We start from the raw sequence: 26227 nt of genomic DNA, 5'->3' as shown, positions 1-26227 counted from the left end.
TCGGCCGCATCCTCGTCCACAAGACGTGGCGGCCGCGCGATGAAGCACACCGACTCCCACGAGGAAGCGACGATGAGAGCCCTGTTCAAGAGCGAGGCCGCACCGGGTCTCGAACTGGTCGACGTGCCCGAGCCCGAGATGGGCCCGGAGGATGTCCGGATCCGCGTCCTGCGCACCGGCATCTGCGGCACCGACCTGCACATCCAGCGCTGGGACGACTGGGCGGCGTCGGCCGTGAAGTCCCCGCTCATCCCCGGCCACGAGTTCTTCGGCGAGGTCGTCGAGGTCGGCCCGCTGGTCCGCGACGTCGCCGTCGGCGACAAGGTCTCGGGCGAGGGTCACATCGTCTGCGGCACCTGCCGCAACTGCCGCGCCGGGCGCCGCCAGATGTGCATCCGCACCCAGGGCGTCGGCGTGCAGCGCGACGGCGCGTTCGCCGAGCAGCTGGTGCTCCCCGCGACCAACGTCTGGGTGCACCACAGCGCGATCGAGCCCGAGGTCGGCGCGCTCTTCGACCCGCTGGGCAACGCCGTCCACACCGCGCTCGCCTTCCCGGTCGTCGGCGAGGACGTCCTGGTCACCGGATGCGGCCCCATCGGTCTCATGGCGATCGCGGTCGCCCGCCACGTCGGCGCGCGCTTCATCGTCGGCACCGACGTCAGCGCGCAGCGGCTCGAACTGGCGAAGGGGATGGGCGCCGACTTCACGGTGGACGTCTCGAAGCACGACATCCACGAGGCGCAGAAGGCGCTCGGGATGCGCGAGGGCTTCGACGTCGGCTTCGAGATGAGCGGCGCGCCCACCGCGCTGCCCTCGATGATCGAGAACATGAACCACGGCGGCCGGATCGCCATGCTCGGCCTCCCGGCGAAGCCGATCGCGGTCGACTGGGGGATCGTCGTCACGCACATGCTGACGTTGAAGGGCATCTACGGCCGCGAGATGTTCGAGACGTGGAACGCGATGGGCGCGATGCTGCAGACGTCGACCGAGCTGCACGACGCGATCGCGTCGATCGTGTCCGACCGGTTCGCGGCGCGCGACTGGGAGAAGGGGTTCGCTGCAGCGGCCTCGGCCGGTGGCGGCAAGGTCATCCTCGACTGGACGGAGGTCTGAGATGTACGGGAGCTTCAAGGAGCACATCGCCGGGCAGCTGGCGGAGATCGAGGAGGCCGGGCTCACCAAGCGCGAGCGCAGCATCCACGGTCCGCAGTCGGCGCTGATCACGGCCGACGGGCAGGAGGTGCTGAACTTCTGCGCCAACAACTACCTCGGCCTGGCCGACCACCCCGCCCTGCGCGACGCGGCCAAGACCGCGCTCGACGACTGGGGCTACGGGATGGCGTCGGTGCGGTTCATCTGCGGCACGCAGGAGCAGCACCTCGAGCTCGAGCGGCGGGTGTCCGGGTTCCTCGGCACGGAGGCGACCATCCTGTTCTCGTCCTGCTTCGACGCGAACGGCGGTGTGTTCGAGACGCTGTTCTCGGCGGAGGATGCGATCGTCTCCGACGAGCTGAACCACGCGTCGATCATCGACGGCATCCGCCTGTCGAAGGCACAGCGCTACCGGTACAAGAACCGGGACATGGACGACCTGCGCGCGCAGCTGCAGGCGGCGAAGGACGCGGGCGCCCGGTTCACGATGATCGTGACCGACGGCGTGTTCTCGATGGACGGCTACATCGCGCCGCTCGCCGAGATCTGCGACCTCGCCGACGAGTTCGGCGCGCTGGTCTTCGTCGACGACTCGCACGCGGTGGGCTTCCTCGGCGAGCACGGCCGCGGGACGCCCGAGTTCTGCGGGGTCGCGGACCGGGTGGACATCTACACGGGCACCTTCGGCAAGGCGCTCGGCGGCGCCTCCGGCGGCTATGTCTCGAGCCGCCGCGAGATCGTGGACCTGCTGCGCCAGCGCGCCCGGCCCTACCTGTTCTCGAACACGCTCGCGCCGTCCATCGTCGCCGGGACGCTCGCCGCGCTCGACCTGCTGGAGCAGTCGGACCACCTCCGGGCACAGCTCGTCGCCAACGCCGAGCTGTTCCGCCGGCTGATGACCGAGGCCGGCTTCGACCTGCTGCCGGGCGCGCACCCCATCGTGCCGGTCATGTTCGGAGACGCGGCGCTCACGGCCCGGATCGCGGATGAGATGCAGCGGCAGGGCGTGTACGTCACCGCGTTCTCGTATCCGGTGGTGCCGAAGGGCCGAGCACGCATCCGCGTGCAGCTGTCGGCGGCGCACACCGAGGAGGAGATCCGGCGCTGCGTGGACGCGTTCGTCGCGTCCCGCGACGCCGTCGCTGCCGCCTAGCCGCACGAGCATTCGTGCCGAATGTGCGTTATTCGTGACCGATTGCGCACATTCGGCACGAATCGCAGATTCGTGACGAATGCCGGCCGCTGAGCCGCCCGACGATTCGTGCCGAATGCGCACGATTCGGCACGAATAACGCGCATTCGTGCCGAATGCCCGCAGGGAGGAGCCGCGGTCAGTCGTCGAGCGACGGCCGCGCGCGGCGCAGCGCAACGCCGCGGCGCGCGAAGAACAGCGACAGCGCGACCATCAGGAACACCGCGAGCGCGGACAGGTCGACGATCGCGACCGTCCCGCCGACCGCCGCCGCCTGCGTCAGCCCGCACGACCGCGGCGTCTGGTCGGCGGTGCACAGGAACCGCTCGCCCGCGCTCGTCGCGCCGGTCTGCACCCACGCGCCGATCAGCTGGTTGTACCCGGTGGCCAGGCCTTTGGTCAGCGTGGGGCTGGAGTGCCCCGCGCCGGGAACAGCCCAGTACGTCACCGTCCAGCCCGCGTCCTCGGCCGCGGTCGCCGTGTCCTCCACCTGCGGCCGGAAGTGCGCGTCCTGCTCGCCCGCGACGAAGATGCCGACCATCGGCTCCGGGTAATCGCGCGACGCGAGCACGTTGGCCGGCCAGGTCTCCTCGTACGCGGTCTGCGAGCCGCCGAAGTACTTCGTGCGGGTCAGGGTGGGCCGGTACTCGCCCGGCTTGTCCGGCCCGGAGATGTCGATGACCGCGCCCCACGACTGCGGGAACTCCGCACCCAGGTAGGCCGCGCACTCGCCGCCGTGCGAGAACCCGGCGATCACCCGGTCCGCGCGGTCGCGCGACGCCGGGAGGTTCGCGTCGATCCAGGCGGGCACGTCCTTCTGCAGGTACGTGGCCAGCGAACTGCCGGGCACGTCCGCGCACGGCGGGTTCTCGTCGATGGCGCCGAGCTGGTCGACGACGAGCACGAACGGAGCCTGGTCGAGACGGTCATCGCCGAGGCTGTGCAGCGCATCCAGCGTCGCGCCCAGGGTGGGGCTCCCCGGCTGGCCCATCATCATCTCGACCACCGGGCGCGTGCCGGACGGATCGCGCAGCCAGCCCGGCGGCACGAACAGGTGGGCCGCGCGTGCCTGGAAGCCGGACGCCGTGGGCGGGATGCTGACCGCCAGCTGGTATCCGTCGGCCAGGGTCTTCTCGGTGACCGGGATGGCGCGGCCGGCGACCACCGGCTGCGCGAACGCGGGCACCGCGGCGACACCGATGACCCCGGCGGCGAGGGCGCCCGCGACCACCGCGACCGCGACCCGCGCCGGCCGACGGCCGGCCGACTGGACCGCATCGCCGAGCGCGAGCGGCACGACGGTCGCGGCGAGCAGGAGAGCGAACCATCCGACCCCGACGAGGTCCGGACGGGGGAGCAGCACCACGCCCAGCAGCACGACCGCGAGCCCGAGCACCTGCGCCGTGACGACAGCGACCACGGTCGCCGTCGCCCGGAACCGCCACGACCGCCGCACGAACCGGTACGCCGGGTAGGCGCCGACGGCCACGAGTGCGGCGGCGAGCCAGGTCAGGGTGGACATCCCGGTCAGTCTACGGCGGCGAAATCGGGAAACAGCGGCGCTGCAGCGTACGGTGGCTGCGGGAAGGATGCGCATGATCGTCGACAACGCGGTGTACGTGGATGGGCGCCGCACCGAGCCGCCGTCGCTGGAGGAGACCAGCGAGACGGTCCGCGACCGCGGCGGCTTCGCGTGGATCGGGCTCTACCGCCCTACGAGGGATGAGCTCGGCGCCGTGGCCAAGGAGTTCGACCTCCCGCCGCTCGCCGTCGAGGACGCCCTGGCCGGCCATCAGCGCTCCAAGATCGAGAAGTACGGCTCCATGCTGTTCGTCGTGCTGCGTCCGGCCGACTACGTCGACGAGACCGAGAAGGTCGAGTTCGGCGAGGTCCACCTCTTCCTCGGCGAAGACTTCGTGATCACCGTCCGCCACTTCGAGACCCCCGACCTCGCCAAGGTCCGGCACCGGCTGGAGGGCGACGCCGCCCTGCTCGCGCACGGTCCGATCGCGGCGCTGTACGGCATCCTGGACGAGATCGTCGACGAGTACTCCCCGGTGGTCGCCGGGCTCGAGGACGACATCGACGAGATCGAGGACCAGTTGTTCTCCGGCGACCGCGGCGTCTCCCGCCGCATCTTCGAGCTGTCCACCGAGGTCATGCACTTCCAGCGCGCCGTCGACCCGCTGCGGGATGTGGTCCGCGGCCTTCGCGAGGGCCTGCTCGTACACGAGGAGGACGAGGAACTGCGGAACGCCTTCCGCGATATCGAGGACCACGTCATCCGGGTCACCGAGCGCGCCGACGGCTTCCGCCAGATCCTGCAGAACGCCCTCACGGTGCACACCACGCTCGTCGGGCAGCAGCAGAACGACGAGGTGAAGAAGATCTCGGGATGGGCCGCGATCCTGTTCACGCCGACGCTGGTGGGCACGATCTACGGCATGAACTTCCGCATCATGCCGGAGCTGCATTGGGCGCTCGGCTACCCGTTCGCGCTGCTGCTGATGCTCCTGCTGGGGGTCGGTCTCTACCTCATCTTCAAGCGGAAGGGCTGGATCTAGCCCGCCACCTGGGCGAACCGCACGCGCAGCCCGTCGAGGAGTGCCGCGAGCCCGGTCTCGAACGCCGCATCCGCCGGCGCCGCCTCCCCGAGCGCCGCCGACCGCGCGCGATACGCGGACGCGAACGCGGGCACCTCGTCCTCGGCTCCGCTGGGGTCGAACATGTCGGCGGGCGCGATCGCGTCGAGCGCCGAGCCGAGGATGAACGACTCGACCGCGACCAGCGTCGGCAGCACGTCGCCCTCCGGCCAGCCCGCGCGCACCATCGCCGCGACGACCACGTCGTACATGCGCATCGTGCGCAACGCACCGGTGAGCGGCAGGGTCGCCAGCAGCGCGATGGTCGGGGGATGCGCGGCGAAGGCCACACGGTACGACCGCGCCCAGGCGAGCATCGCCGCATCCCACGGTTCGGTCTCGAACGCGCTGACGTCGATGCGGTCGGAGACGAGCTCGCGCACCGCCGCGATGACGTCCTCCTTGCCCTCGACGTGGTTGTAGAGGGCGCTGGGCCGCACGCGCAGGGCCTGGGCGAGCCGCGCCATGGTGAAGCCGTCGGCGCCGGACTCGTCCAGCAGCCGCAGGGCCGCATGCGCGATGAGGTCGCGGGTGAGGACCGTCGTCCGCGGGCGCCCCACCCGACGCGCCGGGCGATCGATCTCGGCCATGCTCTTCCCCTCCGGCTCGATCACACCCTAGTATCTGACGAAATAAAAGAACGCCGTTCATTTATCGGAAACAATGGAGCGATAGGAAGGCCGCATGACCCTCACCGTCTTCACCAACGGCACGATCCTCGGGAGCTACCGCGCCGACGCCGCCGAGCACACCGCCGCAGCGCTCGAGGACGGTCGCGTCGTCGCCGTCGGCGACCAGGCCCTGGCGCTCCGCGGCCGTGCCGACGAGACGGTCGACCTGCTGGGCGGCGTGCTGGCCCCCGCGTTCGGAGACGGTCACGCGCATCCGGTGCAGGGCGGTCTCGAGAAGCTCGGCCCGCAGGTGCGTGCGTGCACCTCGGTCGCCGAGATCGTCGCGTGCGTGAAGGAGTGGGCGGACGCGCATCCCGAGCGGGAGTGGATCTACGGCGGCAGCTACGACGCCACCCTCGCCCCCGAGGGGATGTTCGACGCGCGCTGGCTGGACGAGGCCGTGCCGGACCGCCCCGTGGTCCTGCGGGCGTGGGACTACCACACGGTCTGGTGCAACTCCGAAGCCCTCCGCCGCGCCGGGATCGACGCGAGCACGCCCGAGCCCGCTCTGGGTCGCATCCCGCGCCGCGAGGACGGCGCCCCGCTCGGCATTCTCCAGGAGCCGGGAGCGGTCGACCTGTTGATCCCCGCCGAGCCCGGGCGGACGCACGAGGAGCGCGTGGAGGCTCTGCGCCTCGCGACCGCCGAGTACGCCGACCTCGGCATCGCCTGGGTTCAGGACGCCTGGGTCGAGCCCGCCGAGGTCGAGGCGTACCTGGAGGCGTCGATCCGCGGCGTCCTCTCCACCCGCGTCAACCTGGCCCTCCGCGCCGACCCGCTCACCTGGCGCGATCAGGTGCCGGCGTTCGTGGAGTCGCGCCGCCGCGTCGAGGAGTTGGGAGACCCGCTGCTCACCGCCGGAACCGTGAAGGTCTTCGTCGACGGCGTGATCGAGAACCACACCGCCGCGATGCTCGCCGACTACACGGACACCCCCGGCGACCGCGGACTCCCCAACTGGGACGCCCGCGAGCTCGCCGCCGCGGCCGTCACCTTCGACAGGCTCGGCTTCCAGCTCCACCTGCACGCTATCGGCGACGCAGCCGCCCGCACCGCGCTCGACGTCTTCGAGGAGGTGCAGAGCGTCAACGGCGCCCGCGACCGACGCCCGGTGATCGCGCACGTGCAGGTCGTCGACCCCGTCGACCTGCCCCGCTTCGAACGCCTCGGCGTCATTGCGAACTTCGAGCCGCTGTGGGCCCAGCTCGACCCGATGATGCTCGACCTGACCATCCCGCGGCTCGGCGCCGCGCGCGAACGACTGCAGTACCCCATCCGCACCCTGCTCGAATCGGCCAGCGTCTCCTTCGGGAGCGACTGGCCGGTCAGCAGCGCCGACTGGCGCCCGGGCGTCGCGACGGCCGTCACGCGTCAGACCGACGCCCGCGAGCCGGAGGCCGGATGGACCCCCGCCGAGCGCATCCCGCTCACCGACGCGCTGGAGGCCTACTCCTCCGGCGTCGCCTACCAGGCCTTCGCCCGCACCGCCCGCGGCGAGCTGCGTCCGGGTTCGTCCCCGGACCTGGTCTGGCTCGACACCGACCCGCGCCACGTGGACCCGCACGACCTGCGATCCGTCCGCGTGCTCGGAACCTGGGTCGCCGGCATCCGCCGCGCGGCCACCGTACGGAGCTGATACACCCCCACACAACCCCTGCACCACTCGAGAGAGAGGCAGCACCACCCCCATGACCACCACCGACCTGCCGCCCACCCAGCCGCGGCTCAAGAGGGCGCTCGGCCCGACCGCCCTCATCCTCTTCGGTCTCACCTACCTCGCGCCGGTGACCGTCTTCACGACCTACGGCATCGTCACCCAGACGACCGATAACCACCTCCCGTCCGCCTACGTCGTCGCGCTGGTCGCGATGCTGTTCACGGCACTGAGCTACGGCGCGATGGCGCGCGCGTTCCCGGTGTCCGGATCGGCGTACACGTACACGCAGCAGACGTTCGGCGGCCACATCGGCTTCCTGACCGGCTGGACGCTGATGCTCGACTACCTGTTCCTGCCGATGATCAACTTCCTGCTGATCGGCATCTACCTGAACACGCAGTTCCCGGATGTGCCGGGCTGGGTGTTCGCGCTCGCGTCGCTGCTCCTCGTGCTCGTGTTCAACGTCCTGGGCATCACGCTCGTCAACAAGCTGAACGTCGCGATCGTGGCCCTGTCGGTCCTCCTGGTCGTCGTGTTCGCGGTGCTGGCCATCAAGGAGCTCGTCACCAACCCGTCGTCGGAGACCCCGAACCTGATCGAGCCGTTCCTGCCGGGCCCCGGCGGCCTCGGTCCGATCTTCGCGGGCGCCGCTGTCCTCGCGCTGTCGTTCCTCGGCTTCGATGCGGTGTCGACGCTGTCGGAGGAGGCGAAGAACCCGAAGCGCGACATCCCTCGCGCCATCGTGCTGACGACGCTGATCGGCGGCGCGATCTTCATCGTGGTGTCGTGGCTCGGCGCCCTCGTCTACCCGTCGTGGAAGGACTTCGCGAACCTGGACTCCGCCGGCGTCGAGCTCATGGCGAAGGTGGGCGGCACGTTCCTGACCTCCTTCTTCGTCGCGATCTACGTCGTCGGCGCCTTCGGGTCCGGGATGACGACCCAGGTGAGCGTGTCCCGCATCATCTACTCGATGGGCCGCGACGGTGTGCTTCCCCGGATCTTCGCCACCCTCCACCCGCGCTTCCGCACGCCATGGGTGGCGGCGGCCGCCGTGTCGGTGGTGTCGCTGCTCGCCCTCGTGCTGACGCTCGAGCAGGCGGCGACGATGATCTCGTTCGGCGCGCTGGCGGCGTTCTCGATGGTGAACCTGTCGGTCATCCGCCACCACCTCTTCCCGAAGGGCGGCCGCGAGCGGCCGAGCGGCGGGGAGTGGTTCCGCTACGGCGTCCTGCCCGCGATCGGCTTCGTGCTGACCGTCTGGCTGTGGACCTCGCTCACCCTCACCACGTTCATCGTCGGCCTCTCGTGGATGTTGCTGGGCGTCATCTACCTCGCCGTCCTGACCCGCGGTTTCCGTCGCACGCCGCCGACCATGGACTTCTCCGAGAAGGAGGAGCTGGTCTCGGCCTGACCCGGCGCGCGCCGCCCGCGGCCGCTCTGCTTGGATGGACTGCGTGTTCGAGTATGAGCGGCTGCGGCGGTGGCCCGACGTGGAGGCGCCGAACCTGTTCGCCTCCGACGCGGCCGACCGGCTGCTCGCCGACCTCGCCGGTGACGCCGTCCTGCAGACCGGACTGGTCGTCATCGGCGACGCCTACGGCGCACTGACGCTGGCGGCCGCGTCGCGCGGTGCGCGCGACATCCGCGTCCACCAGGACCCGCTGACCGGCGAGCGTGCGCTCGACGCCAACGCCGCCGCGCTGTCCCTCGCGGGCACCTACGCGCACCACGGCCTGGACGGGTCCCTCGTGCGCGGCGCCGGCGTCGTGCTCCTGCGGCTTCCCCGGAGCCTCGATGCCCTCGCCGAGATCGCGACACTGATCGCCGAGCACGCGCCGGCGGGCGTCGTCGTCTACGCGGGCGGCATGCTGAAGCACATGACCACCGCGATGAACGGCGTCCTCGCGGAGGTGTTCGGGTCGGTGGAGGCGTCGCTCGCCCGGCAGAAGGCGCGCGTGCTGACCGCGCGGGAGCCCCATCCCGCCGCCGCCACCGTGCTGGACCGCTGGCCCGAACGGCTGCGGGACCCGGACACCGGACTGTGGGTGTGCGCCCACGGCGCCGCCTTCGCGGGGACGGCCGTGGACATCGGGACGAGGCTCCTGCTGAGCGTGCTCGACCGAGCGGTCCCGGACGCCCGCACCGCGATCGACCTCGGCTGCGGCACCGGCGTGCTGGCCTCGGCGCTCGCCGTCGCCCGCCCGGACCTGCGTGTGATCGCGACCGATCAGTCCGCCGCCGCCGTCGCGTCCGCGTCCGCCACGGCTGCCGCGAACGGCGTCGCCGGCCGGGTGACCGTCGTGCGGGACGATGGCCTCGCCTCTCAACCCGACGCCTCGGCCGACCTCGTGGTGCTCAACCCGCCGTTCCACATCGGAGGCGCGGTGCACACCGGCATCGCGCACCGGATGTTCGCCGACGCGGGCCGCGTCCTCTCCCCGGGCGGCGAGCTCTGGACCGTCTGGAACTCGCACCTCGGCTACCGGCCGGCGCTCGAACGCGCGGTCGGGCCGACGCGCCAGATCGCACGCAACCCGAAGTTCACGGTGACGGCGTCGCGCAAGGCGGGGTGAGCCGCTAGTCCCGCTTCAGCACCTCCTGCACCCCCGACACCACCAGTCCGTTCGCCCCCAGCCGCAGCGCGGTGTCGGCCGCGGCGCGCGTCGGCACGATGTGCGCCAGCACCGGTTTGCCGCTCGCCGTGAACTGCGCCCAGGCCGGCTCGCCGCCCTGGTAGTCGAGGCCGAGCCACGTCCAGCGTGCCTGGGTCTTCGCGTACAGCTCGGGGTCGGCCGCCAGCTCGGCGCCGTAATAGTAGCCCCAGGTCTGGTAGCCGCGTGCCCGCGCATCCACCGGCCAGGCCTGTGCGGTGCAGTAGCCCTTGGCGACGAACGTGCGGGTGGGGTTCTCCACCTTCGCCATCAGCGTGAACAACTCGCCCAGGTGCTCCGTCGGCACGACTTTCGGGTCGACGAAGATCGTGTGCGTCGTGCCGTACGCCGCCACCAGGTCCTCGAAGCGGAGGTACGGCTGCGGCGCCTGGCCGGGGCGATCCGTCCCGGCGGCGGTGATGCGGTACCGCTGCACCTCCTTCCAGGTGTGGTCGGCGGCGACGAAGCCGGACGTGCCGGAGGTGCGGTCGAGGGTGGCGTCGTGGAGACCGAACCACACGCCGTCCGACGTGCGGGCCAGCGACATCTCGAGGGCGTTCACGCCGAGGGCGACGGAGTTGCGGTAGGCCTCGAGCGACATCTCCGGCCAGTCCCTCGACCCGCCGCGGTGGGCGACCGTGAAGCCGGCCCGCTTGACCAGCTCGGGGACCAGCAGGCCGTCCTCGGCGCCCTTGAGCAGGCGCGGCAGCACGAACGCGCCGCCACCGCCCACGGCGGCCACGGCCACGACGCCGATCGCACCGCCGATGAGCGCACGACGGGAGATCCGCCGGCGCGCCGGCGGTTCGTCGGGCGCGGGTTCGTGCTCCTCGGGCATGGGCAACCCTAGGCATCGGAAGGGCATCGGATCAAGCGACCCGATCGAGGGGTGGAGGACAGGGGTTTCCGATGGCCCGGCGACTTCTTCCGTCGCAGATGAGAGGATTCGCAACGTTTTTCGACAGTGTTTCAGCAATCAGGCAACCGAATCCGTCGAAACACGCTTGTCCTCAACCGCGGATGTTGCTAACGTCCCCCTGTCGCTACACCGAGGTGCGCCCGAGCTCCGCCGCACCCGCGACCCACGAAGCCCAGGGAGAGCCATGACGCAGACCAGTTCCCGGCCGGACGCCCCGCGCGGCGCCGAGCACCCGACAGCGGAGAACCACGCACTGAAGGCGGACGGCGTCAGCGCCGCCGGCTCCATCGTCATGGCGGTCGCGGGCAGCGCGCCCGCGTACTCGATCGCGGCGACCACCGCGACCCTCGTCGGCGCCGCCGCCCTCGGCGCCCCGGCAGCACTGCTGTGGTGCGGCATCCCGATGCTCGGGATCGCGTGGGCGTTCCTCTACCTAGGTCGGCTCGACGTCAACGCGGGCGCCGCGTACTCGTGGGTCGCCCGAGCGCTGCACCCGATCCTCGGCTTCCTGTCGGGCTGGGCGCTCGTCATCTCCGCCACGATCTTCATGGTCGCCGGAGCTCTCCCGGCGGGCGCGATGACCGTCACGCTGTTCGCCCCGGAACAGGCGAACAACGTCCCGCTGATCACCGGCGTGGGCGCCCTCTGGTTCCTCGTGATGGCCGCGTGCGTCCTCTTCGGCGTGCACGTCACCGCCCGCGCGCAGTGGATCATGTCGGTGATCGAGGTCGGCATCCTGATCGTCTTCGCGGTGCTCATGATCGTGCGCGCCGCCACCTCGACGCACGCAGGCCCCTCGTTCTCGTGGGACTGGCTGGGGTTCCAGCACCTCACCGGCCAGGGCGTGTTCGTCTCGGCCGCGCTGATCGCCGCCTTCTACTTCTGGGGCTGGGATGTGGCGGCCAACCTGAACGAGGAGACCAAGGACGGCCACAAGAACGCCGGGTCGGCGGGCATCATCGGCGTGATCATCGTCTTCCTGCTGTTCGAGGTCTTCACGATCGCGACCATGGTCATCCTGCCCGCGAAGACCATCGAGGACAACAGCGCCAACGTGCTCTCCGTGCTCGGCGACGCGGTGTGGCCGGGCATCGGCGGCAAGATCCTGGTGATCGCCGTCGCGCTGTCCACCATCGCCACCCTGGAGACCACGCTCATCCAGGTCACGCGCACGCTGTTCGCGATGGGCCGCGACCACACCATCCCGAAGGTCTTCGGCAGCATCCACCGCCGCTGGCGCACCCCGGCGTTCGCGACACTGATCGTCGTCGGGGTCTCTATCGTGCTGTTCCTCGGCGCCAACCTGCTCGGCAGCACCGTCGGCGACATCATGTCGAACGCCATCCTGTCGATCGGCATCCAGATCGCCTTCTACTACACGCTGGCGGGCGTCGCCGTGGTGGTCGCCTACCGCAAGGTGCTCCTCAAATCGGTGAGGAACTTCATCTTCATCGGACTGTGGCCCGCGGTCGGTGCGATATTCATGGGCGTCATGTTCGTGCTCGGGATCGTGCAGAACTTCCAGGACGACGCGATCGTTGTGAACGTCCTCGGCCTGGGCCTGATCGTCGTCGGCATCGTCCCGATCCTGCTCTTCTACCGCAAGGCCCGCGAGTACTACTCGCGCCGCCCCTTCGAGCTCCCCGCCGACCTCGACGCCGCCGCGCCGCCGAACGTCGACGACCGCGACCCCGCCACTCGCGCCTAGGCCTCTGCACGCGGGCTACGGCTTGTCCTCGTGCCCGGGTCTCCGCGGCGACGGGGTGTCGAGGAATGAGAGGAAGAAGAGAAGGGCGAGTAGGCCGAAGATCGCGAGGCCCGCGAGCAGATCGCTGACGCTGAACGGGATGAGGGTCCCGTCGATCGACAGCACGAACGCCGTCTCCACCACGCCGAACGCGACGAAGAACAGGCCGAGCAGCACCCGCGTCAGGACGAGGTTGCCGCGGTGATGCAGCTCCACCCGCCGGAACTCCACCATCAGCGTCAGGAGCAGCAGCGGCAGCACCTGCGCCAGGGTCGCCGCCGTCGCGCTGTCCATCAGGACGACGCGCAGGTCAGCCGGATCCACCATGCGCTCAGGCTACCGCCGAAAAAGTGAGCCGATGTGGGAACAATCCCTCGCATTGCAAAGTTGAGCTTAGTAGACTCAAGTTTGCCCACAGAGAAATGGGAGAGGAACCACATGGCGAACATGCAGGGTGCGCCCTCCACGCAGGAGGAGGCGAAGAGCGCACTCGAACAGTACGGCGTGAACCTCACGGAGATCGCCAAGAGCGGCAAGCTCGACCCGGTCATCGGGCGGGATGCCGAGATCCGGCGCGTCAGCCAGGTGCTGACCCGCCGCACCAAGAACAACCCCGTGCTCATCGGCGAGCCCGGCGTCGGCAAGACGGCGGTCGTCGAAGGCCTCGCCCAGCGCATCGTCGCGGGGGACGTTGCCGACTCGCTCAAGGGGAAGCAGCTGGTCGCGCTCGACCTGTCCGCGCTCGTCGCGGGCGCGATGTACCGCGGCCAGTTCGAGGAGCGGCTGAAGGCCGTCCTCAAGGAGATCAACGACGCCGAGGGTCAGATCATCACGTTCGTGGACGAGCTCCACATCCTGATGGGCGCCGGCGGCGGCGAGGGGTCCGTCGCGGCCTCCAACATGCTGAAGCCCATGCTCGCGCGCGGCGAGCTGCGCCTCATCGGCGCGACCACGCTCAACGAGTACCGCGAGTTCATCGAGAAGGACGCCGCGCTCGAGCGCCGCTTCCAGCAGGTCTACGTCGGCGAGCCGTCGGTCGAGGACACCGTCGCCATCCTCCGCGGGCTCAAGGGCCGGTACGAGGCGCACCACGGCGTCACGATCGAGGACTCGGCGCTCGTCGCCGCAGCCTCCCTCTCGAACCGCTACATCACCGCCCGCCAGCTGCCCGACAAGGCGATCGACCTGATCGACGAGGCCGCGTCCCGGCTGAAGATGGAGATCGACTCGGCCCCGGTCGAGATCGACACCCTCCAGCGTCAGGTGGAGCGGATGAAGCTGGAGGAGTTCGCGCTCAAGAAGGAGAAGGACGACGCCAGCAAGGAGCGACTGGAGCAGCTGCGCCAGCGGCTGGCCGAGCAGGAGCGCGAGCTCGAGGAGCTGCAGGCCCGCTGGCGCGCCGAGAAGGCGTCGCTCAACCGGGTCGGCGAGCTGCGGTCGCAGCTGGAGGAGGCCAAGACGAAGCGCGACCTCGCGCTGCGCGACGGCCGCTACCAGGAGGCGTCCCGCATCGAGTACGAGACCATCCCCGGCATCGAGCGCGAGCTCGCCGAGGCGGAGGCGGCCGAGCACGACCACCCGCGCATGGTGAACGAGCAGGTCACCGCCGACGACATCGCCGCGGTCGTGGCCGCGTGGACGGGCATCCCCGTCGACCGGCTCACCCAGGGCGAGACCGAGAAGCTGCTGCACCTCGAATACGAGCTGGGCCGCCGGATCATCGGCCAGAAGAAGGCCGTGCAGGCGGTGGCGGATGCTGTCCGCCGCAGCCGGGCCGGCATCTCCGACCCCGGACGCCCGACCGGATCCTTCCTGTTCCTCGGCCCGACCGGCGTCGGCAAGACCGAGCTGGCCAAGGCGCTCGCCGCGTTCCTGTTCGACGACGAGAAGGCCATGGTCCGCATCGACATGAGCGAGTACGGCGAGAAGTTCTCCGTCTCGCGGCTCGTGGGCGCGCCTCCCGGCTACGTCGGTTACGAGCAGGGCGGCCAGCTGACCGAGGCCGTGCGGCGTCGGCCGTACTCGGTGATCCTCCTCGACGAGGTCGAGAAGGCGCACCCCGAGGTGTTCGACGTGCTGCTGCAGGTGCTCGACGACGGTCGCCTGACCGACGGCCAGGGCCGAACGGTCGACTTCCGCAACGCGATCCTCATCCTCACCTCGAACCTCGGCAGCCAGTTCCTCGTCGACCCGACGCTGAACGAGACCGAGAAGGAGGAGGCGGTGCTGCAGATGGTCCGCCAGGCGTTCAAGCCGGAGTTCGTGAACCGCCTCGACGACATCGTCGTGTTCTCGGCGCTGAGCCAGGAGGAGCTGGGCGAGATCGTCGAGCTCGGCATCGACCGGCTGATGGCGCGGCTGTCCGAGCGGCGGCTGGAGCTGGCGGTGACGCCGGACGCGCGGGCCTGGCTCGCCGAGCGCGGCTACGACCCGATCTACGGCGCGCGCCCGCTGCGGCGCCTGATGCAGCGCGAGATCGAGGACCGTCTCGCGACCGCGCTGCTCGCCGGCGAGGTGCGCGACGGCGACCTCGTGCGGGTCGACCTCGACCGCGACGCCGACCACCTCACGGTGGAGGCCGTGCGCGAGTAGTCCTCTGCACGAAGAGCGTCATCCACAGGGGCGCCGTCCGGATCGGGCGGCGCCCCTCGTGCGCGTAGGCTCGGAGCATGCGTGCTGCTGTCATCCACGGGGAGCGCGATGTGCGCCTCGAAGAAGTCCCCGATCCCACCCTGTACACCGGTCCGAACGCCGACGGCCTCGACGCCGTCGTCCGCGTGGTCGCCGCCTGCGTCTGCGGCAGCGACCTGTGGCCCTACCGCGGCGTGACGCCGACCAACGAGCCGCACCGGATCGGCCACGAGTTCGTCGGCGTCGTCGAAGAGGTCGGCGAGAACGTCCGCACCATCAAGCCCGGCGACTTCGTCATCGCGCCGTTCTACGACTGCGACATGACGTGCGTGAACTGCAAGAACGGCGTCAGCACCTCCTGCCTGCACGGCGGCTGGTGGGGGTCGAAGGACCGCATCGGCGGCTTCGCCGACGGCGGTCAGGGCGAGCGCGTCCGCGTGCCGCACGCCGACGGCTCCCTCGTCGCGACGCCGGAGTATCCGAGCGCGGAGCTCATCCCGAGCCTGCTGACCCTGTCGGATGTGATGGGCACCGGCCACCACGCCGCGGTCTCGGCCGGGGTCACCGAGGGCAGCACGGTCGTCGTCGTGGGCGACGGCGCCGTCGGGCTCTGCGCGGTCCTCGCCTCCGCCCGCCTCGGCGCCTCCCGCATCATCGCCATGTCGCGCCACGAGAGCCGGCAGGCGCTCGCGCGCGAGTTCGGCGCGACCGACATCGTCGCCGAGCGCGGCGACGCCGGTGTGGCCGCGGTCAAGGAGCTGCTGGACGGCATCGGCGCGGACTGCGTCCTGGAGGCCGTCGGTACGAAGGAGTCCATGGACCAGGCCATCCGCTCCGCCCGTCCGGGCGGCATGGTCGGCTACGTGGGCGTGCCGAACGGCGGCCCCGAGCTGCCCGTCCGCCCGCTGTTCCAGAGCAACATCGGCGTCAACGGCGGTGTCGCACCCGTGCGCAATTACGTCGAGGAGCTGCTGCAGGATGTCTGGTCCGGCGCGATCGAGCCGGGCAAGGTGTTCGACCTCGAGGTCCCGCTGACCGACATCGCCGAGGCGTACGCGGCGATGGATGAGCGGCGCGCGATCAAGACGCTCGTGCGTCCCTGATCCACCTCGCAAAAAGGGAGGAGATCCGGCTGCCCTGCGGCCTGGATCTCCTCCCTTTCTGTCGTTTCCCGGCGTGTCCGACCGGGGACTCCTCCGTTTCGCTCAGCACGCCCGGCGTGCCAAAACGGAGGAGGCGGCAGGAGACACGCCGTCGGGATACGCAAAAGGGAGGGGTCCGCGACCGATTCGGTCGCGGACCCCTCCCCTTTTTTCGCGGGACGATCAGTCGTGGACGCGGACGATCCGCTCCAGCGCGTGCCGAGTGCGCGGCGCGCTCTCGCGCTCGCGAAGCGGCTCCGGCAGCGCGTCCGCGTCGCCGAGCACGCCGAGCGCGGTGATCGAGACCGGCTCGAAGCGGTCGCCGATCTCGAAGGCCTCACGCAGCGCGGCTCCGTCGAAGCCGCCCATCTGGTGGGCGTGCAGACCGTCGTGGTGGGCCTGGATGGTGAGGTGCGCGACGGCCTGCCCCAGGTCGTAGGTGGCCCAGCGGCGCTCGCGGCCCTCCTCGTCGACCGTCTCGGCGAGGGCGACGACCAGGACGGCGGCGGAGCCGGCCCAGACCTGGTTGAAGCCGGCGAGGTTCTGCACGATGGTATCGAAGGCGCCGGTGCCGCGCCGGGCGACGATGAAGCGCCACGGCTGCGAGTTGTTGGCGGACGGCGACCAGCGCGCCGCCTCGAGGGCCGAGCGCAGCGCGGTCTCCTCGACGTCGGCGGTGGGGTCGAAGGCGCGGGGGCTCCAGCGCTCGGCGAGCGCGGGCAGCAGGGGCGCGGAGGTGTCGGCGCCGTGCGTCGTGGTGTCGGCCAGGGTCACAGGGGTCTCCTCGGTGGTGCGTGATCGGTGAGAAAAAATGACGGCTCCATTGCCGAGCTATAACCATGTAAACGCATGGGGCGGCGCGGTATTCCCGCCCGGGCTGTGTGAACGGGATGTGTCGCCGGTGTAAAAGTTCGTAACATTCGCGGGCGTACGGCCGGACCCCCGGGTGGGGTACAGAATCGAGGCATCCCGGGCGCGGCGGATGCGCGCGGTCACAGGAGCTCCCCAGGTGACGATCTGTCCTCCCATCGGCCATTCCCTCGTGAAGGAACGCGCGCAAGCGGCAGCTGGGACGCTCTCCTGAACGTGTCCGCACCTCTGCGGACACGGCCCACCGGGGGACGATCCGACACGCCGTGATGTCCGCCATGTGCCCCACTTGCGGGTCACCCGTACCCCCACGTAGAACTGTCTCCACCCGAACTCGACCAGATCCCCAGCGCTGCGGATGCCGCCCCCACGACAACCCACCTGTGAGAGGTCCCGCCGTGTTCATCTTCCTGTTGCAGATCCGCCACATGCTCGGCGGGCATCCCGAGTTCTATCTCTTCGCCATCTACTCCGCCCTGATCTGGGTCATCTGGATCGTCAAGGTCCTGATGTCCCGCCGCTACCGGGCGTACACCGGCGAGTTCCACGGCACGACCAGCGTCGTCGTGCCCGTGGTGGACGAGCCGCTCGACCTGTTCCGCGACGTGCTCGGCCGGATGGTCGAGCAAAAGCCGGGCGAGATCATCGTCGTCATCAACGGCGCCCCCAACCCCGAGCTCGCCGAGGTGTGCGAGGAGTTCGCGCCCCTGGTGCGCTGGGTCCACACGCCCATCCCGGGCAAGCGCAACGCCGTGATGATCGGAACGAAGATGTCGACCGGCGAGATCACCGTCCTGGTCGACTCCGACACGATCTGGACCGAGGGCACCCTCGCGGAACTCGTGAAGCCCTTCGCCGACGAGCGCGTCGGCGGCGTCACCACGAAGCAGCGCATCCTGGAGCCGACCCGCAGCTGGATCACCCGCTGGGCCGACTGGCTGGAGAACTCCCGCGCGCTATACTCGATGCCCGCGCAGAGCGTCGTCGGCCAGATCGGCTGCCTCCCGGGCCGGACCATCGCCTTCCGCCGCTCGATCCTGATGCGCGTCATGGACAAGTTCATGACCGAGAAATTCCTCGGCGTCTTCCTCGAGGTCTCGGACGACCGGACGCTGACGAACCTCACGCTCAAGGAGGGCTACCGCACCGTCTACCAGCACACGAGCCTCGTCTACACGGACGCCCCGCTGAGGGTGAAGAAGCTCTTCAAGCAGCAGCTGCGCTGGGCGCGCGGCAGCCAGTACAACACGCTCCGGATGCTGCCGTGGATGCTCGGCCACGCCCCGGTTCTCGCGTTCTTCTTCGTGATGGACATCATCCTGCCGTTCATGCTGGCGGGTGTCATCGGCGGCTGGATCTACCGGTCCATCACCGGCGGCGGCTACAACTTCTACGAAGGCTTCCTGAAGTCCTACGGGATCGAGGGCGGCATCCTGACCGTCGTCGCCCTGATGGTCGCGTCGTCCGTGATCAGCATGTCGATCCGCCAGATCCGGCACCTGTCCGAGAAGCCGAGCGACTTCTTCCGCCTGCCGATCTTCATCATCGTGTCGACCTTCTTCCTGATGCCGATCCGCCTGATCGGGTTCTTCCGGATGGCGCACGCGAGTGGATGGGGCACCCGCGCCGGTGCCTACGCCGGCGGTCCCGGCGAGATCAGCTCCGAAGAGGAGATCGCCCAGCACGCCACGGCCACAGGTCCGTCCGGGCACCAGTCGCCCGTCCTCCCCGACTCCGTCGGCGGCGTGACCACTGCGACCGCGCTCGCCACCCGCACCCAGCTCGCCACGCGCGCCGAGGCGAAGGCCGCAGCCGTCGCCGCTCCCGCACCCAAGACCACGAAGACCAACCGCCGCCGCCTCAACCCCTACGCGGCCATCCCGTACCTGATCGGAATCGCGATCCTGACCCTGGAGGCTCTCTTCCTTGTCTAGCCAGACCGCCCCCTCCAAGACCGCCGCCTGGTGGTCCGAATCCAAATCCCGCTCGCAGGCGACCGCCGCAGCCGCCATCGTCCTGACGGCCGTGCTCGTCGGCATCTCGGCCTACGTCTGGGTCTCGCCGACCGGGGCGCCGCTGCGGAAGGCCGTCGACCAGGCGGCCGTCGCTGTCACCCCGTTCGCGGCCCAGAACGTCGAGCTCAAGAAGAACCTCGACCGCGCCACCGAGACCATCGCCTCGCAGAAGGGCAAGCTCACCGCGATGGAGCAGGCGTCCCTCGCCGCGCAGGCGTCGGCCGCCAAGCAGCTCGCCGTCGCTCAGCAGAAGGCGGCGGCGACGGAGGGGAAGCTGGCCAGCGTGCAGGCGCAGCTCTCGGCCGCGCAGGCCAAGGGCGGCGCCGGTTCGTCGGCCTCGGCGGCCGGCACCACCACGAAGGGCGGCTCGGGCGGCTCGGGCGGCGGCTCGGGTTCCGGCTCCGGCACCGGGGCCGCTCCGATCACGGCGCCGGCCCGCGCCGACCTCGTGAACCCGTCGAAGCGCTACTTCGGCATGTACACCGAGCAGGCTCCGTTCAACTGGGCCACCTTCGACGCCACGAGCACGAAGGTCGGGGTGTCGCCCAACGTGGTCGGCTACTTCAGCGGCTGGGACGAGAACTTCCGCGCCAACGCGGTCACCCGCGCCTGGCAGCACGGGCAGCTCCCGATGATGACCTGGGAGTCCCGCCCGATCGACGCCGGGAACGACGTGGTGGACGCACCCGCCTACTCGTTGCCCAACATCATCCGCGGTGACTTCGACTCCTACCTCCACCAGTACGCGAAGGACATCGTGGCGACCGGCCTTCCTCTCGCCATCCGTCTCGACCACGAGATGAACGGCGTCTGGTACCCGTGGGCGGAGACCGACGGCAAGGGCAACTCCATCAACGGCAACAACGTGGGCGACTACGTGACCATGTGGCGCCACGTGCACGACATCTTCCAGGCGGAGGGCGCCAACAACCTCGTCATGTGGGTCTGGGCGCCGAACATCGTCAACAACCTGCCGGCCACGCACAAGGCGCCGGGGTTCCTGGAATCGCTCTACCCGGGCGATGAGTACGTCGACTGGGTGGGACTGTCGGGGTACCTGCGCCCGCCGTACAAGGCGGACAACAACTTCACTTTCGACTACACGTTCAAGGCCAGCCTGGACAAGCTGCGGTCGATCACGAAGAAACCGATCATGCTGGCCGAGATCGGGGCGTCGGAGACCGAAGGGCACAAGGCGGCCTGGATCAACTCCTTCTTCGAAGCCCTCGCGAAGCCCGAGAACGACGACATCATCGGCTTCTCCTGGTTCAACCTGGCGGTGACCAGCTACGTGGAGGGCGTCCGCGCCACCAACGACTGGCGCATCGACTCCCGGGCGGACTCCCTCTCCGCGTTCATCACGGGCCTCACCCGCCCGGAGGACGACTTCGCCCTCACCCCCGCTCCCTGAACTCCGACCGCACAGAAAGGACGATCATCATGACCGCTCCCAAGAAGACCAAGGACCAGCCCGCTCCCCGCATCAGCGTCATCGGCACCGGTTACCTCGGGGCCACCCACGCGGCCGCCATGGCCGAGCTCGGCTTCGACGTCGTCGGCGTCGACACCGACCCCCGCAAGGTGGAGGAGCTGAAAGAGGGCCGCGCGCCCTTCTTCGAGCCGGGCCTCCCCGAGCTCATCCGCCGCAACGTCGCCGCCGGCCGGCTGACGTTCACCACCGACCTGGCCGAGGCGGTCGCCGTCTCCGACGTCCACTTCATCTGCGTCGGCACCCCGCAGCAGTCCGGATCCTTCGCCGCGAACCTCTCCTACGTGGAGGCGGCGGCCCGGGGGATCGCCGAGAACCTGACGCACGACGGCCTGATCGTCGGCAAGTCCACCGTCCCGGTCGGCACCGGCGCCCGACTCCGCGCGATCGTCGCGGATGCAGTGCCGGCCGGGATCGGCGTCGAGCTCGTCTGGAACCCCGAGTTCCTGCGCGAGGGCAAGGCGGTCGAGGACACGCTGTCGCCCGACCGCCTCGTGTTCGGCGGCACGTCGGCCCAGGCGGAGGCCACCCTCCGCCGCATCTACGAGAAGCCGATCGCCGAGGGATCCCCGGTGCTCGTCGCCGACCTGCCGACCGCCGAGCTCGTCAAGGTCAGCGCGAACGCGTTCCTCGCGACCAAGATCTCGTTCATCAACGCGATCGCCGAGGTCTGCGACGCAGCGGGGGCGGACGTGTCCCTCCTGGCCGACGCGCTCGGGCACGACAAGCGCATCGGGCGCCAGTTCCTCAACGCCGGCCTCGGCTTCGGCGGCGGCTGCCTCCCGAAGGACATCCGCGCGCTCATGCACCGCTCGAACGAGCTCGGCGCGCACGGCGCGGTCGGCCTGCTCCAGCAGGTGGACGAGATCAACATGGGCCGTCGCCAGCGGGTCATCGACCTGGCGCTGAAGGCGCTCGGCGGCTCGGTGCTCAACCGCCGGATCGGCGTCCTCGGCGCCGCGTTCAAGCCGCACACGGACGACGTGCGCGACTCGCCCGCGCTCAACGTCGCGGCCGCCCTGCATCTGCGCGGCGCGCAGGTCGTGGTCTACGACCCGCAGGCCCGCGAGACCGCGCAGCGGCTGTTCCCGACCCTCGGCTACGCCGACTCGATGGAGGAGGCGCTCACCGGCGCCGACCTGACGGTCGTGCTCACCGAATGGGACGAGTTCACCACGGCGGACCCGACGGCGCTCGCCGCCATCGTGCGCGGCCGTTCCGTCATCGACGGCCGCAACTGCCTCGACGCCTCCGCGTGGAACCGGGCGGGCTGGAGCGTCTACGCCATGGGCACGCTCCCCGAGGGCGCTCCGCTCGCGGACGACCTCGCCGCGCTCGCGCCCGCTCTCTGATCCGCCGACCGCCGAACTCCAGGAGGAGAACATGACCAGCTACGTGACGAAAGCCGTGATCCCCGCGGCGGGACTCGGCACTCGTTTCCTGCCCGCCACCAAGGCGATGCCGAAGGAGATGCTTCCGGTCGTCGACAAGCCGGCCATCCAGTACGTCGTCGAGGAGGCCGTCACCTCGGGTCTCCATGACGTGCTGCTGGTGACCGGCCGCAACAAGAACGCGCTCGAGAACCACTTCGACCGCAACGCGGAGCTGGAGGACGCGCTGGAGAAGAAGGGCGACCGGGACAAGCTCCTCAAGGTCAGCTACTCGACCTCCCTCGCCGACATGCACTACGTGCGGCAGGGCGACCCGAAGGGGCTCGGCCACGCCGTCCTCCGCGCCAAGATGCACATCGGGCACGAGCCGTTCGCGGTGCTGCTCGGCGACGACATCATCGACGCCCGCGACCCGCTGCTGTCCCGGATGCTGGAGGTGCAGCACGCGCTGAACACCACGGTCGTCGCGCTGATGGAGGTGCCGCCGGAGTCCATCCACCTCTACGGCGCCGCCGCGGTGGTCGAGACGGACGACGACGACGTGGTGCGCATCACCGGTCTGGTCGAGAAGCCGAGCCGGGAGAACGCGCCGTCGAACTACGCCGTGATCGGACGGTACGTGCTGCGGCCGGAGATCTTCGACATCCTGGAGAAGACGGAGCCGGGCAAGGGCGGCGAGATCCAGCTGACCGATGCGTTGCAGGGCCTCGCGACCGCGCCGGCATGGACCGGTGGCGTGCACGGCGTCATCTTCCGTGGGCGTCGCTACGACACCGGCGACCGGCTCGACTACCTCAAGGCCATCGTGCAGATGGCGGTCGCCCGCGAAGACCTCGGCCCCGACCTGCTGCCGTGGCTGAAGGAGTTCGCCACGACCGCCGGACCGGCCGAGACCGCGCCCATCCCGACCTTCCCGGCGCTCACCCCCGCCGCGACGGCGGAGAGCCCCGCCCCCAAGCCGGTCGTGGTCAAACCCGCCGCCGTGAAGCCGAAACCGGCCAAGCCCGAACTCGAGCTGGCCGCCGCCTCCGGAGCCTGACCCGGCCCACCGACCGGTCCCGACTCGCCGTCATGCCCGACCGCATGACGGCGTGTCGGGACCACTCGTTTCGGCGGCCCGAGGTCAGTCGAGGCCGAGACGCTTGAGGGTGTGCTGCTCGGAGTGGCCCGGGTCGGTCTCGATCTCGTCGATCGCGATCGGGATGCTGGGGCCGACGGCCAGCCAGACGAACCCGTCGCGGTGGACCAGGGGGACGAGGTCCGTCGTCCCGTCGCGGAGGATCGTCCGCACGCGCTTGAGCAGGGCGTAGCCCTCCGACGGCTTCGTCACGTACGTCTTCCGGCGGTAGTGGACGACGTGGGCGACCGTCTTCGCGCTGAGGCCGGCCACCTCCGCGTCGGTCAGCCCCTCGCCGGTGGGGCCTCGGGTGTCGGTGTCGGTCATAGGACGCACGGTACGCCGAGTCCGCTACCGTCGACAGGTGGAACTCCCCGACCCCGCCGCCCTCGACCGTCTCGCCGACCGCGGCTGGCCGGCCCTCGAACGCGAGCCACTGCAGGGCTGGATGCTGCGCGCGTCCGCCGGTGTCACCAACCGCGCCAACTCGGTGCTGACGTCGGGTGAGGTGGAGGATGTGGCGGCCGCCGTCGCGGACGCGGAGCGGTGGTACGCCGCCCGCTCGCTCCCGGCGGTGTTCCAGACAAGCCCCGCGTCGCCGGCCCCGCTGCCGGGGGTGCTGGCCGCTCGCGGCTACCGGGAGCACTCGGTCACCGACATCCTGGTGGCCGATCGCGCCGGGGTCGCCGACGGCTGGGCTGAGGCGGCCGATGTGCGGTTGGCCGACTCCCCGAGCGACGCGTGGCTCGGCACGTGGTGGTCGGTGGACAGCCGCGGCGGCACCGCCGACCGGGAGGTGGCCCTGCGCATCCTCACGGGCGGCCCGGCGCTCTACACATCACACGGCGACCCCTCGGCACCGGACGCCGTCGCGCGACTGGCCGTCGTGGGGGAGTGGGGAGGCCTCTACGCCGTCGCGACGCGGCCCGAGGCTCGCCGCCGCGGACTCGCCCGCGACCTCGCCCGCACGCTGGCCCACGCCGCGTCCGCGCACGGGGTCATCGCGCTCTGGCTTCAGGTCGTCGCCGGGAACGCGCCGGCTCACGCGCTGTACGCGGCGCTCGGCTTCCGCCGGGCGTCCGGGTACTCCTACTGGTCGCCCAGCTGAGGGGCGGCCGGCCGGCTCACGCGCCGAAGATCGCGCGCAGCTGCTCGATCGGCGCCTTCGGGCGGCGGTCTTCGAACACCAGGCCGTTGGTCTCCTGACCGGTGTCGGCCAGCTGCGTGTAGCAGTAGCCCGCCAGGGGCGCAGCGGCCCGTACGGCGCCGACCAACGCCCGAAGGCGCTCCACCAGGTCCTCCTGGCTCGTCGCGGTGGAGTACCCCCAGGCATCCTCCGGGCCGTACTCGGTGTACGAGATGCCGCCGAACTCGGTCAGCATCAGCGGCGCGTCCGTGCGCTGGGCCGCGTCGACGATGAGCCGGCGACCCGGAAGCGTGAACGTCGCCTCCAGGATGCCCTCGCGCGTCGCGTACCGCTCCGCCACACGTGCGGCGTCGTGGTCGTAGTCGTGGATCGACAGGATGTCGGACTCCGCGTGCTCCCAGCCGTCGTTCGAGATCACTGGACGGGTCGGGTCGACCGTCTTCGTCAGGTGCACGAGCGCCTTCGCGTACGACACCATGCGCGGGTCGTGCGCGAGGTGCTGCACGCCCCAGCTCTCGTTGAGCGGCACCCAGGTGACGATCGAGGGATGCGACCGGTCGCGGTCGAGGATGGCGGACCATTCGGCCACGCTCCGACGCACGGCCTCCGGGCTGAACGCGTACGCGGCCGGCGCCTCGCCCCAGACCAGCAGCCCGAGCTTGTCGGCCCAGAACAGGAAGCGCGGGTCCTCGTACTTCTGGTGCAGGCGCGTCGCGTTGAACCCGAGATCGAGGATGAGCTGCGCTTCGGCGCGCAGGGCGTCGGCGCTGGGCGCCGCGGAGTGCGAACCCGGCCAGTAGCCCTGGTTCAGCACGGACCGCACGTAGAAGGGCCGGTCGTTGAGCAGGAACCGTCCGCCCTCGACGGCGGCCGAGCGGAGGCCGAAGTAGGAGCTCACCACGTCGGCGATGGCCTCCGGCGCCTGCAGCACGACGGTCGCGTCGAGCAGGGTCGGGTGCGCGGGGGACCAGAGGAGTTCTTCGTACGCCTGGCCGTTGCTCTGCCGGTGGATGCGGAACGGGATCTCGACCTCGCGGCCCGAGACGCCGACCTCGACCGAGGCGAGAGGATCGGAGTCCAGAGCGACCGAGATGCGCACGGTCGCGCCCGCGGGGGCCGGACGGCTCAGCCGGAGCTGCGCCGTCACCTCGCCGGCGGGAACGTCGACCGCCCAGTGGAGCTGTTCGATGCGGGCCTGTGGCGCGGCCTCGATCCACACCGGCTGCCAGATGCCGGTCGTCCGGTGATACCAGATCGAGTGCGGATGGTGCCGCCAGTCCTGCTTGCCGCGCGGCTGGGCGACGTCGGCCGGGTCGTCCTCCGCGCGCACGGTGATCGAGAAGTCGGTGTCGCCCACGAGCTCGGTGATGTCGAGCGAGAAGGGCGTCGAGCCGCCCTCGTGCGTTCCGGCCGAGCGGCCGTCCACCCACACCTCGCAGGCGTGGTCGACGGCGCCGAGGTTCAGGAGGATGCGCTCACCGGCCGGCACCTCGTCGCGCAGCACGGTGCGCTGGTACCAGACCACCGGATGGAAGCCCGTGTCGCCGACGCCGGACGCCTCCGACTCGAACGGGAAGGGCACCTGGATGACGTTCGCCAGCGGGCCGGCCGACTCCCAGTGCTCGCTCCGGCCGCGGTCGTCGTCGTCGAACGCGAAGGTCCAGGGACCGGACAGGTCGAGCCAGCCGGCCCGGACGAGCTGCGGCCGGGGGTAGCGGCCGTCCTGCGCGGTGGCCGCGCCGACGGGGTGTTCCTGGGTGAGCATCCCCTTAGCATGCACGATCCGTGCAG

Annotated in this window: 21 protein-coding genes; 14 read left to right on the top strand and 7 right to left on the bottom strand. The window is 70.5% G+C overall.

The features are described from left to right. Nucleotides 1-72 precede the first annotated feature (72 nt). Together tdh and AB0P25_RS05735 are read left to right on the top strand one after the other, a co-directional pair. Complete coding sequence (gene tdh, locus AB0P25_RS05740) at nucleotides 73-1116, top strand: L-threonine 3-dehydrogenase (protein ID WP_363805941.1); 1044 nt, start codon at nucleotides 73-75, stop codon at nucleotides 1114-1116. 1 nt (nucleotide 1117) lies between these two features. Then, nucleotides 1118-2308: a glycine C-acetyltransferase gene (locus AB0P25_RS05735; protein ID WP_363805940.1), complete on the top strand. Its 1191-nt coding sequence runs from the start codon at nucleotides 1118-1120 to the stop codon at nucleotides 2306-2308. Between the two features lie 178 nt (nucleotides 2309-2486). On the opposite strand, the gene AB0P25_RS05730 is transcribed toward AB0P25_RS05735, so the two are convergent. Beyond that, nucleotides 2487-3869, bottom strand: a complete 1383-nt coding sequence (locus tag AB0P25_RS05730) for an alpha/beta hydrolase-fold protein (RefSeq protein ID WP_363805938.1) — start codon at nucleotides 3867-3869, stop codon at nucleotides 2487-2489. A 73-nt stretch (nucleotides 3870-3942) separates the two neighbouring features. Here AB0P25_RS05730 and corA point away from each other — a divergent pair, with 73 nt between their 5' ends. Beyond that, nucleotides 3943-4911: a magnesium/cobalt transporter CorA gene (gene corA, locus AB0P25_RS05725; protein WP_363805937.1), complete on the top strand. Its 969-nt coding sequence runs from the start codon at nucleotides 3943-3945 to the stop codon at nucleotides 4909-4911. Here corA and AB0P25_RS05720 read toward each other — a convergent pair. Next, entirely contained in the window at nucleotides 4908-5579 is a 672-nt protein-coding gene (locus AB0P25_RS05720) for a TetR/AcrR family transcriptional regulator C-terminal domain-containing protein (RefSeq protein WP_363805936.1), read from the bottom strand. The two genes, corA and AB0P25_RS05720, sit on opposite strands and share 4 nt — an antisense overlap. A gap of 94 nt (nucleotides 5580-5673) precedes the next feature. On the opposite strand from AB0P25_RS05720, the gene AB0P25_RS05715 reads away from it, so the two are divergent. The 3 genes from AB0P25_RS05715 to AB0P25_RS05705 are packed head-to-tail and all read left to right on the top strand — an operon-like array spanning nucleotide 5674 to nucleotide 9890. Continuing rightward, entirely contained in the window at nucleotides 5674-7296 is a 1623-nt protein-coding gene (locus AB0P25_RS05715; RefSeq protein WP_363805934.1) for an amidohydrolase, read from the top strand. A 52-nt stretch (nucleotides 7297-7348) separates the two neighbouring features. Then, nucleotides 7349-8728 (top strand): APC family permease, encoded by a 1380-nt coding sequence (locus AB0P25_RS05710; protein WP_363805932.1) that lies wholly within the window; start codon nucleotides 7349-7351, stop codon nucleotides 8726-8728. A 34-nt stretch (nucleotides 8729-8762) separates the two neighbouring features. Beyond that, a complete protein-coding gene (locus tag AB0P25_RS05705) occupies nucleotides 8763-9890 on the top strand; it encodes a methyltransferase (RefSeq protein WP_363805931.1) in 1128 nt (375 codons plus the stop codon). Nucleotides 9891-9894: 4 nt separating this feature from the next. Here the strand turns inward: AB0P25_RS05705 and AB0P25_RS05700 are convergent, their stop codons facing one another. Beyond that, complete coding sequence (locus AB0P25_RS05700) at nucleotides 9895-10806, bottom strand: glycerophosphodiester phosphodiesterase family protein (protein ID WP_363805930.1); 912 nt, start codon at nucleotides 10804-10806, stop codon at nucleotides 9895-9897. Nucleotides 10807-11071: 265 nt separating this feature from the next. On the opposite strand from AB0P25_RS05700, the gene AB0P25_RS05695 reads away from it, so the two are divergent. Beyond that, on the top strand, nucleotides 11072-12595 hold the full coding sequence (locus AB0P25_RS05695; RefSeq protein ID WP_363805929.1) for an APC family permease: 1524 nt from the start codon (nucleotides 11072-11074) through the stop codon (nucleotides 12593-12595). A gap of 15 nt (nucleotides 12596-12610) precedes the next feature. On the opposite strand, the gene AB0P25_RS05690 is transcribed toward AB0P25_RS05695, so the two are convergent. Next, on the bottom strand, nucleotides 12611-12961 hold the full coding sequence (locus tag AB0P25_RS05690; protein WP_363805927.1) for a hypothetical protein: 351 nt from the start codon (nucleotides 12959-12961) through the stop codon (nucleotides 12611-12613). A 111-nt stretch (nucleotides 12962-13072) separates the two neighbouring features. Here AB0P25_RS05690 and AB0P25_RS05685 point away from each other — a divergent pair, with 111 nt between their 5' ends. After that, complete coding sequence (locus AB0P25_RS05685) at nucleotides 13073-15226, top strand: AAA family ATPase (RefSeq protein WP_363805926.1); 2154 nt, start codon at nucleotides 13073-13075, stop codon at nucleotides 15224-15226. A 77-nt stretch (nucleotides 15227-15303) separates the two neighbouring features. Next, a complete protein-coding gene (locus AB0P25_RS05680; RefSeq protein ID WP_363805925.1) occupies nucleotides 15304-16368 on the top strand; it encodes a zinc-dependent alcohol dehydrogenase family protein in 1065 nt (354 codons plus the stop codon). Nucleotides 16369-16590: 222 nt separating this feature from the next. Here the strand turns inward: AB0P25_RS05680 and AB0P25_RS05675 are convergent, their stop codons facing one another. Then, nucleotides 16591-17181, bottom strand: coding sequence for a nitroreductase family protein (locus tag AB0P25_RS05675; protein WP_363805923.1), 591 nt, complete (start codon nucleotides 17179-17181; stop codon nucleotides 16591-16593). Nucleotides 17182-17675: 494 nt separating this feature from the next. On the opposite strand from AB0P25_RS05675, the gene AB0P25_RS05670 reads away from it, so the two are divergent. The 4 genes from AB0P25_RS05670 to galU are packed head-to-tail and all read left to right on the top strand — an operon-like array spanning nucleotide 17676 to nucleotide 23211. After that, complete coding sequence (locus AB0P25_RS05670; protein ID WP_363806246.1) at nucleotides 17676-19211, top strand: glycosyltransferase family 2 protein; 1536 nt, start codon at nucleotides 17676-17678, stop codon at nucleotides 19209-19211. Continuing rightward, on the top strand, nucleotides 19204-20703 hold the full coding sequence (locus tag AB0P25_RS05665; RefSeq protein ID WP_363805922.1) for a glycosyl hydrolase: 1500 nt from the start codon (nucleotides 19204-19206) through the stop codon (nucleotides 20701-20703). The genes AB0P25_RS05670 and AB0P25_RS05665 overlap by 8 nt, the downstream gene beginning before the upstream one ends. Nucleotides 20704-20732: 29 nt before the next feature. After that, nucleotides 20733-22133, top strand: coding sequence for a UDP-glucose/GDP-mannose dehydrogenase family protein (locus AB0P25_RS05660; protein ID WP_363805921.1), 1401 nt, complete (start codon nucleotides 20733-20735; stop codon nucleotides 22131-22133). A 31-nt stretch (nucleotides 22134-22164) separates the two neighbouring features. After that, complete coding sequence (gene galU / locus AB0P25_RS05655) at nucleotides 22165-23211, top strand: UTP--glucose-1-phosphate uridylyltransferase GalU (protein ID WP_363805920.1); 1047 nt, start codon at nucleotides 22165-22167, stop codon at nucleotides 23209-23211. A gap of 84 nt (nucleotides 23212-23295) precedes the next feature. On the opposite strand, the gene AB0P25_RS05650 is transcribed toward galU, so the two are convergent. Beyond that, entirely contained in the window at nucleotides 23296-23616 is a 321-nt protein-coding gene (locus tag AB0P25_RS05650; protein ID WP_363805918.1) for a hypothetical protein, read from the bottom strand. A gap of 37 nt (nucleotides 23617-23653) precedes the next feature. On the opposite strand from AB0P25_RS05650, the gene AB0P25_RS05645 reads away from it, so the two are divergent. Then, on the top strand, nucleotides 23654-24397 hold the full coding sequence (locus AB0P25_RS05645; protein WP_363805916.1) for a GNAT family N-acetyltransferase: 744 nt from the start codon (nucleotides 23654-23656) through the stop codon (nucleotides 24395-24397). A gap of 16 nt (nucleotides 24398-24413) precedes the next feature. Here AB0P25_RS05645 and AB0P25_RS05640 read toward each other — a convergent pair whose 3' ends face one another. After that, the gene (locus AB0P25_RS05640) at nucleotides 24414-26201 is read right to left on the bottom strand and encodes a sugar-binding domain-containing protein (protein ID WP_363805914.1); all 1788 of its coding nucleotides are present in this window, start codon (nucleotides 26199-26201) and stop codon (nucleotides 24414-24416) included. Nucleotides 26202-26227 lie beyond the last annotated feature (26 nt).

Origin of the sequence: Leifsonia sp. NPDC077715, from assembly GCF_040686855.1 — a bacterium.
Classification (GTDB): domain Bacteria; phylum Actinomycetota; class Actinomycetes; order Actinomycetales; family Microbacteriaceae; genus Leifsonia.
Note: the sequence above shows the minus strand (reverse complement) of the source record. Positions and strands in the feature narration are given on the sequence as shown.

Bases quoted from the DNA above. Each gene is read 5' to 3' on its own strand.
- tdh (WP_363805941.1), top strand. From the start codon at position 73: ATGAGAGCCCTGTTCAAGAGCGAGGCCGCACCGGGTCTCGAACTGGTC.
- AB0P25_RS05735 (WP_363805940.1), top strand. From the start codon at position 1,118: ATGTACGGGAGCTTCAAGGAGCACATCGCCGGGCAGCTGGCGGAGATC.
- AB0P25_RS05730 (WP_363805938.1), bottom strand. From the start codon at position 3,869: ATGTCCACCCTGACCTGGCTCGCCGCCGCACTCGTGGCCGTCGGCGCC.
- corA (WP_363805937.1), top strand. From the start codon at position 3,943: ATGATCGTCGACAACGCGGTGTACGTGGATGGGCGCCGCACCGAGCCG.
- AB0P25_RS05720 (WP_363805936.1), bottom strand. From the start codon at position 5,579: ATGGCCGAGATCGATCGCCCGGCGCGTCGGGTGGGGCGCCCGCGGACG.
- AB0P25_RS05715 (WP_363805934.1), top strand. From the start codon at position 5,674: ATGACCCTCACCGTCTTCACCAACGGCACGATCCTCGGGAGCTACCGC.
- AB0P25_RS05710 (WP_363805932.1), top strand. From the start codon at position 7,349: ATGACCACCACCGACCTGCCGCCCACCCAGCCGCGGCTCAAGAGGGCG.
- AB0P25_RS05705 (WP_363805931.1), top strand. From the start codon at position 8,763: ATGGACTGCGTGTTCGAGTATGAGCGGCTGCGGCGGTGGCCCGACGTG.
- AB0P25_RS05700 (WP_363805930.1), bottom strand. From the start codon at position 10,806: ATGCCCGAGGAGCACGAACCCGCGCCCGACGAACCGCCGGCGCGCCGG.
- AB0P25_RS05695 (WP_363805929.1), top strand. From the start codon at position 11,072: ATGACGCAGACCAGTTCCCGGCCGGACGCCCCGCGCGGCGCCGAGCAC.
- AB0P25_RS05690 (WP_363805927.1), bottom strand. From the start codon at position 12,961: ATGGTGGATCCGGCTGACCTGCGCGTCGTCCTGATGGACAGCGCGACG.
- AB0P25_RS05685 (WP_363805926.1), top strand. From the start codon at position 13,073: ATGGCGAACATGCAGGGTGCGCCCTCCACGCAGGAGGAGGCGAAGAGC.
- AB0P25_RS05680 (WP_363805925.1), top strand. From the start codon at position 15,304: ATGCGTGCTGCTGTCATCCACGGGGAGCGCGATGTGCGCCTCGAAGAA.
- AB0P25_RS05660 (WP_363805921.1), top strand. From the start codon at position 20,733: ATGACCGCTCCCAAGAAGACCAAGGACCAGCCCGCTCCCCGCATCAGC.
- galU (WP_363805920.1), top strand. From the start codon at position 22,165: ATGACCAGCTACGTGACGAAAGCCGTGATCCCCGCGGCGGGACTCGGC.
- AB0P25_RS05650 (WP_363805918.1), bottom strand. From the start codon at position 23,616: ATGACCGACACCGACACCCGAGGCCCCACCGGCGAGGGGCTGACCGAC.
- AB0P25_RS05640 (WP_363805914.1), bottom strand. From the start codon at position 26,201: ATGCTCACCCAGGAACACCCCGTCGGCGCGGCCACCGCGCAGGACGGC.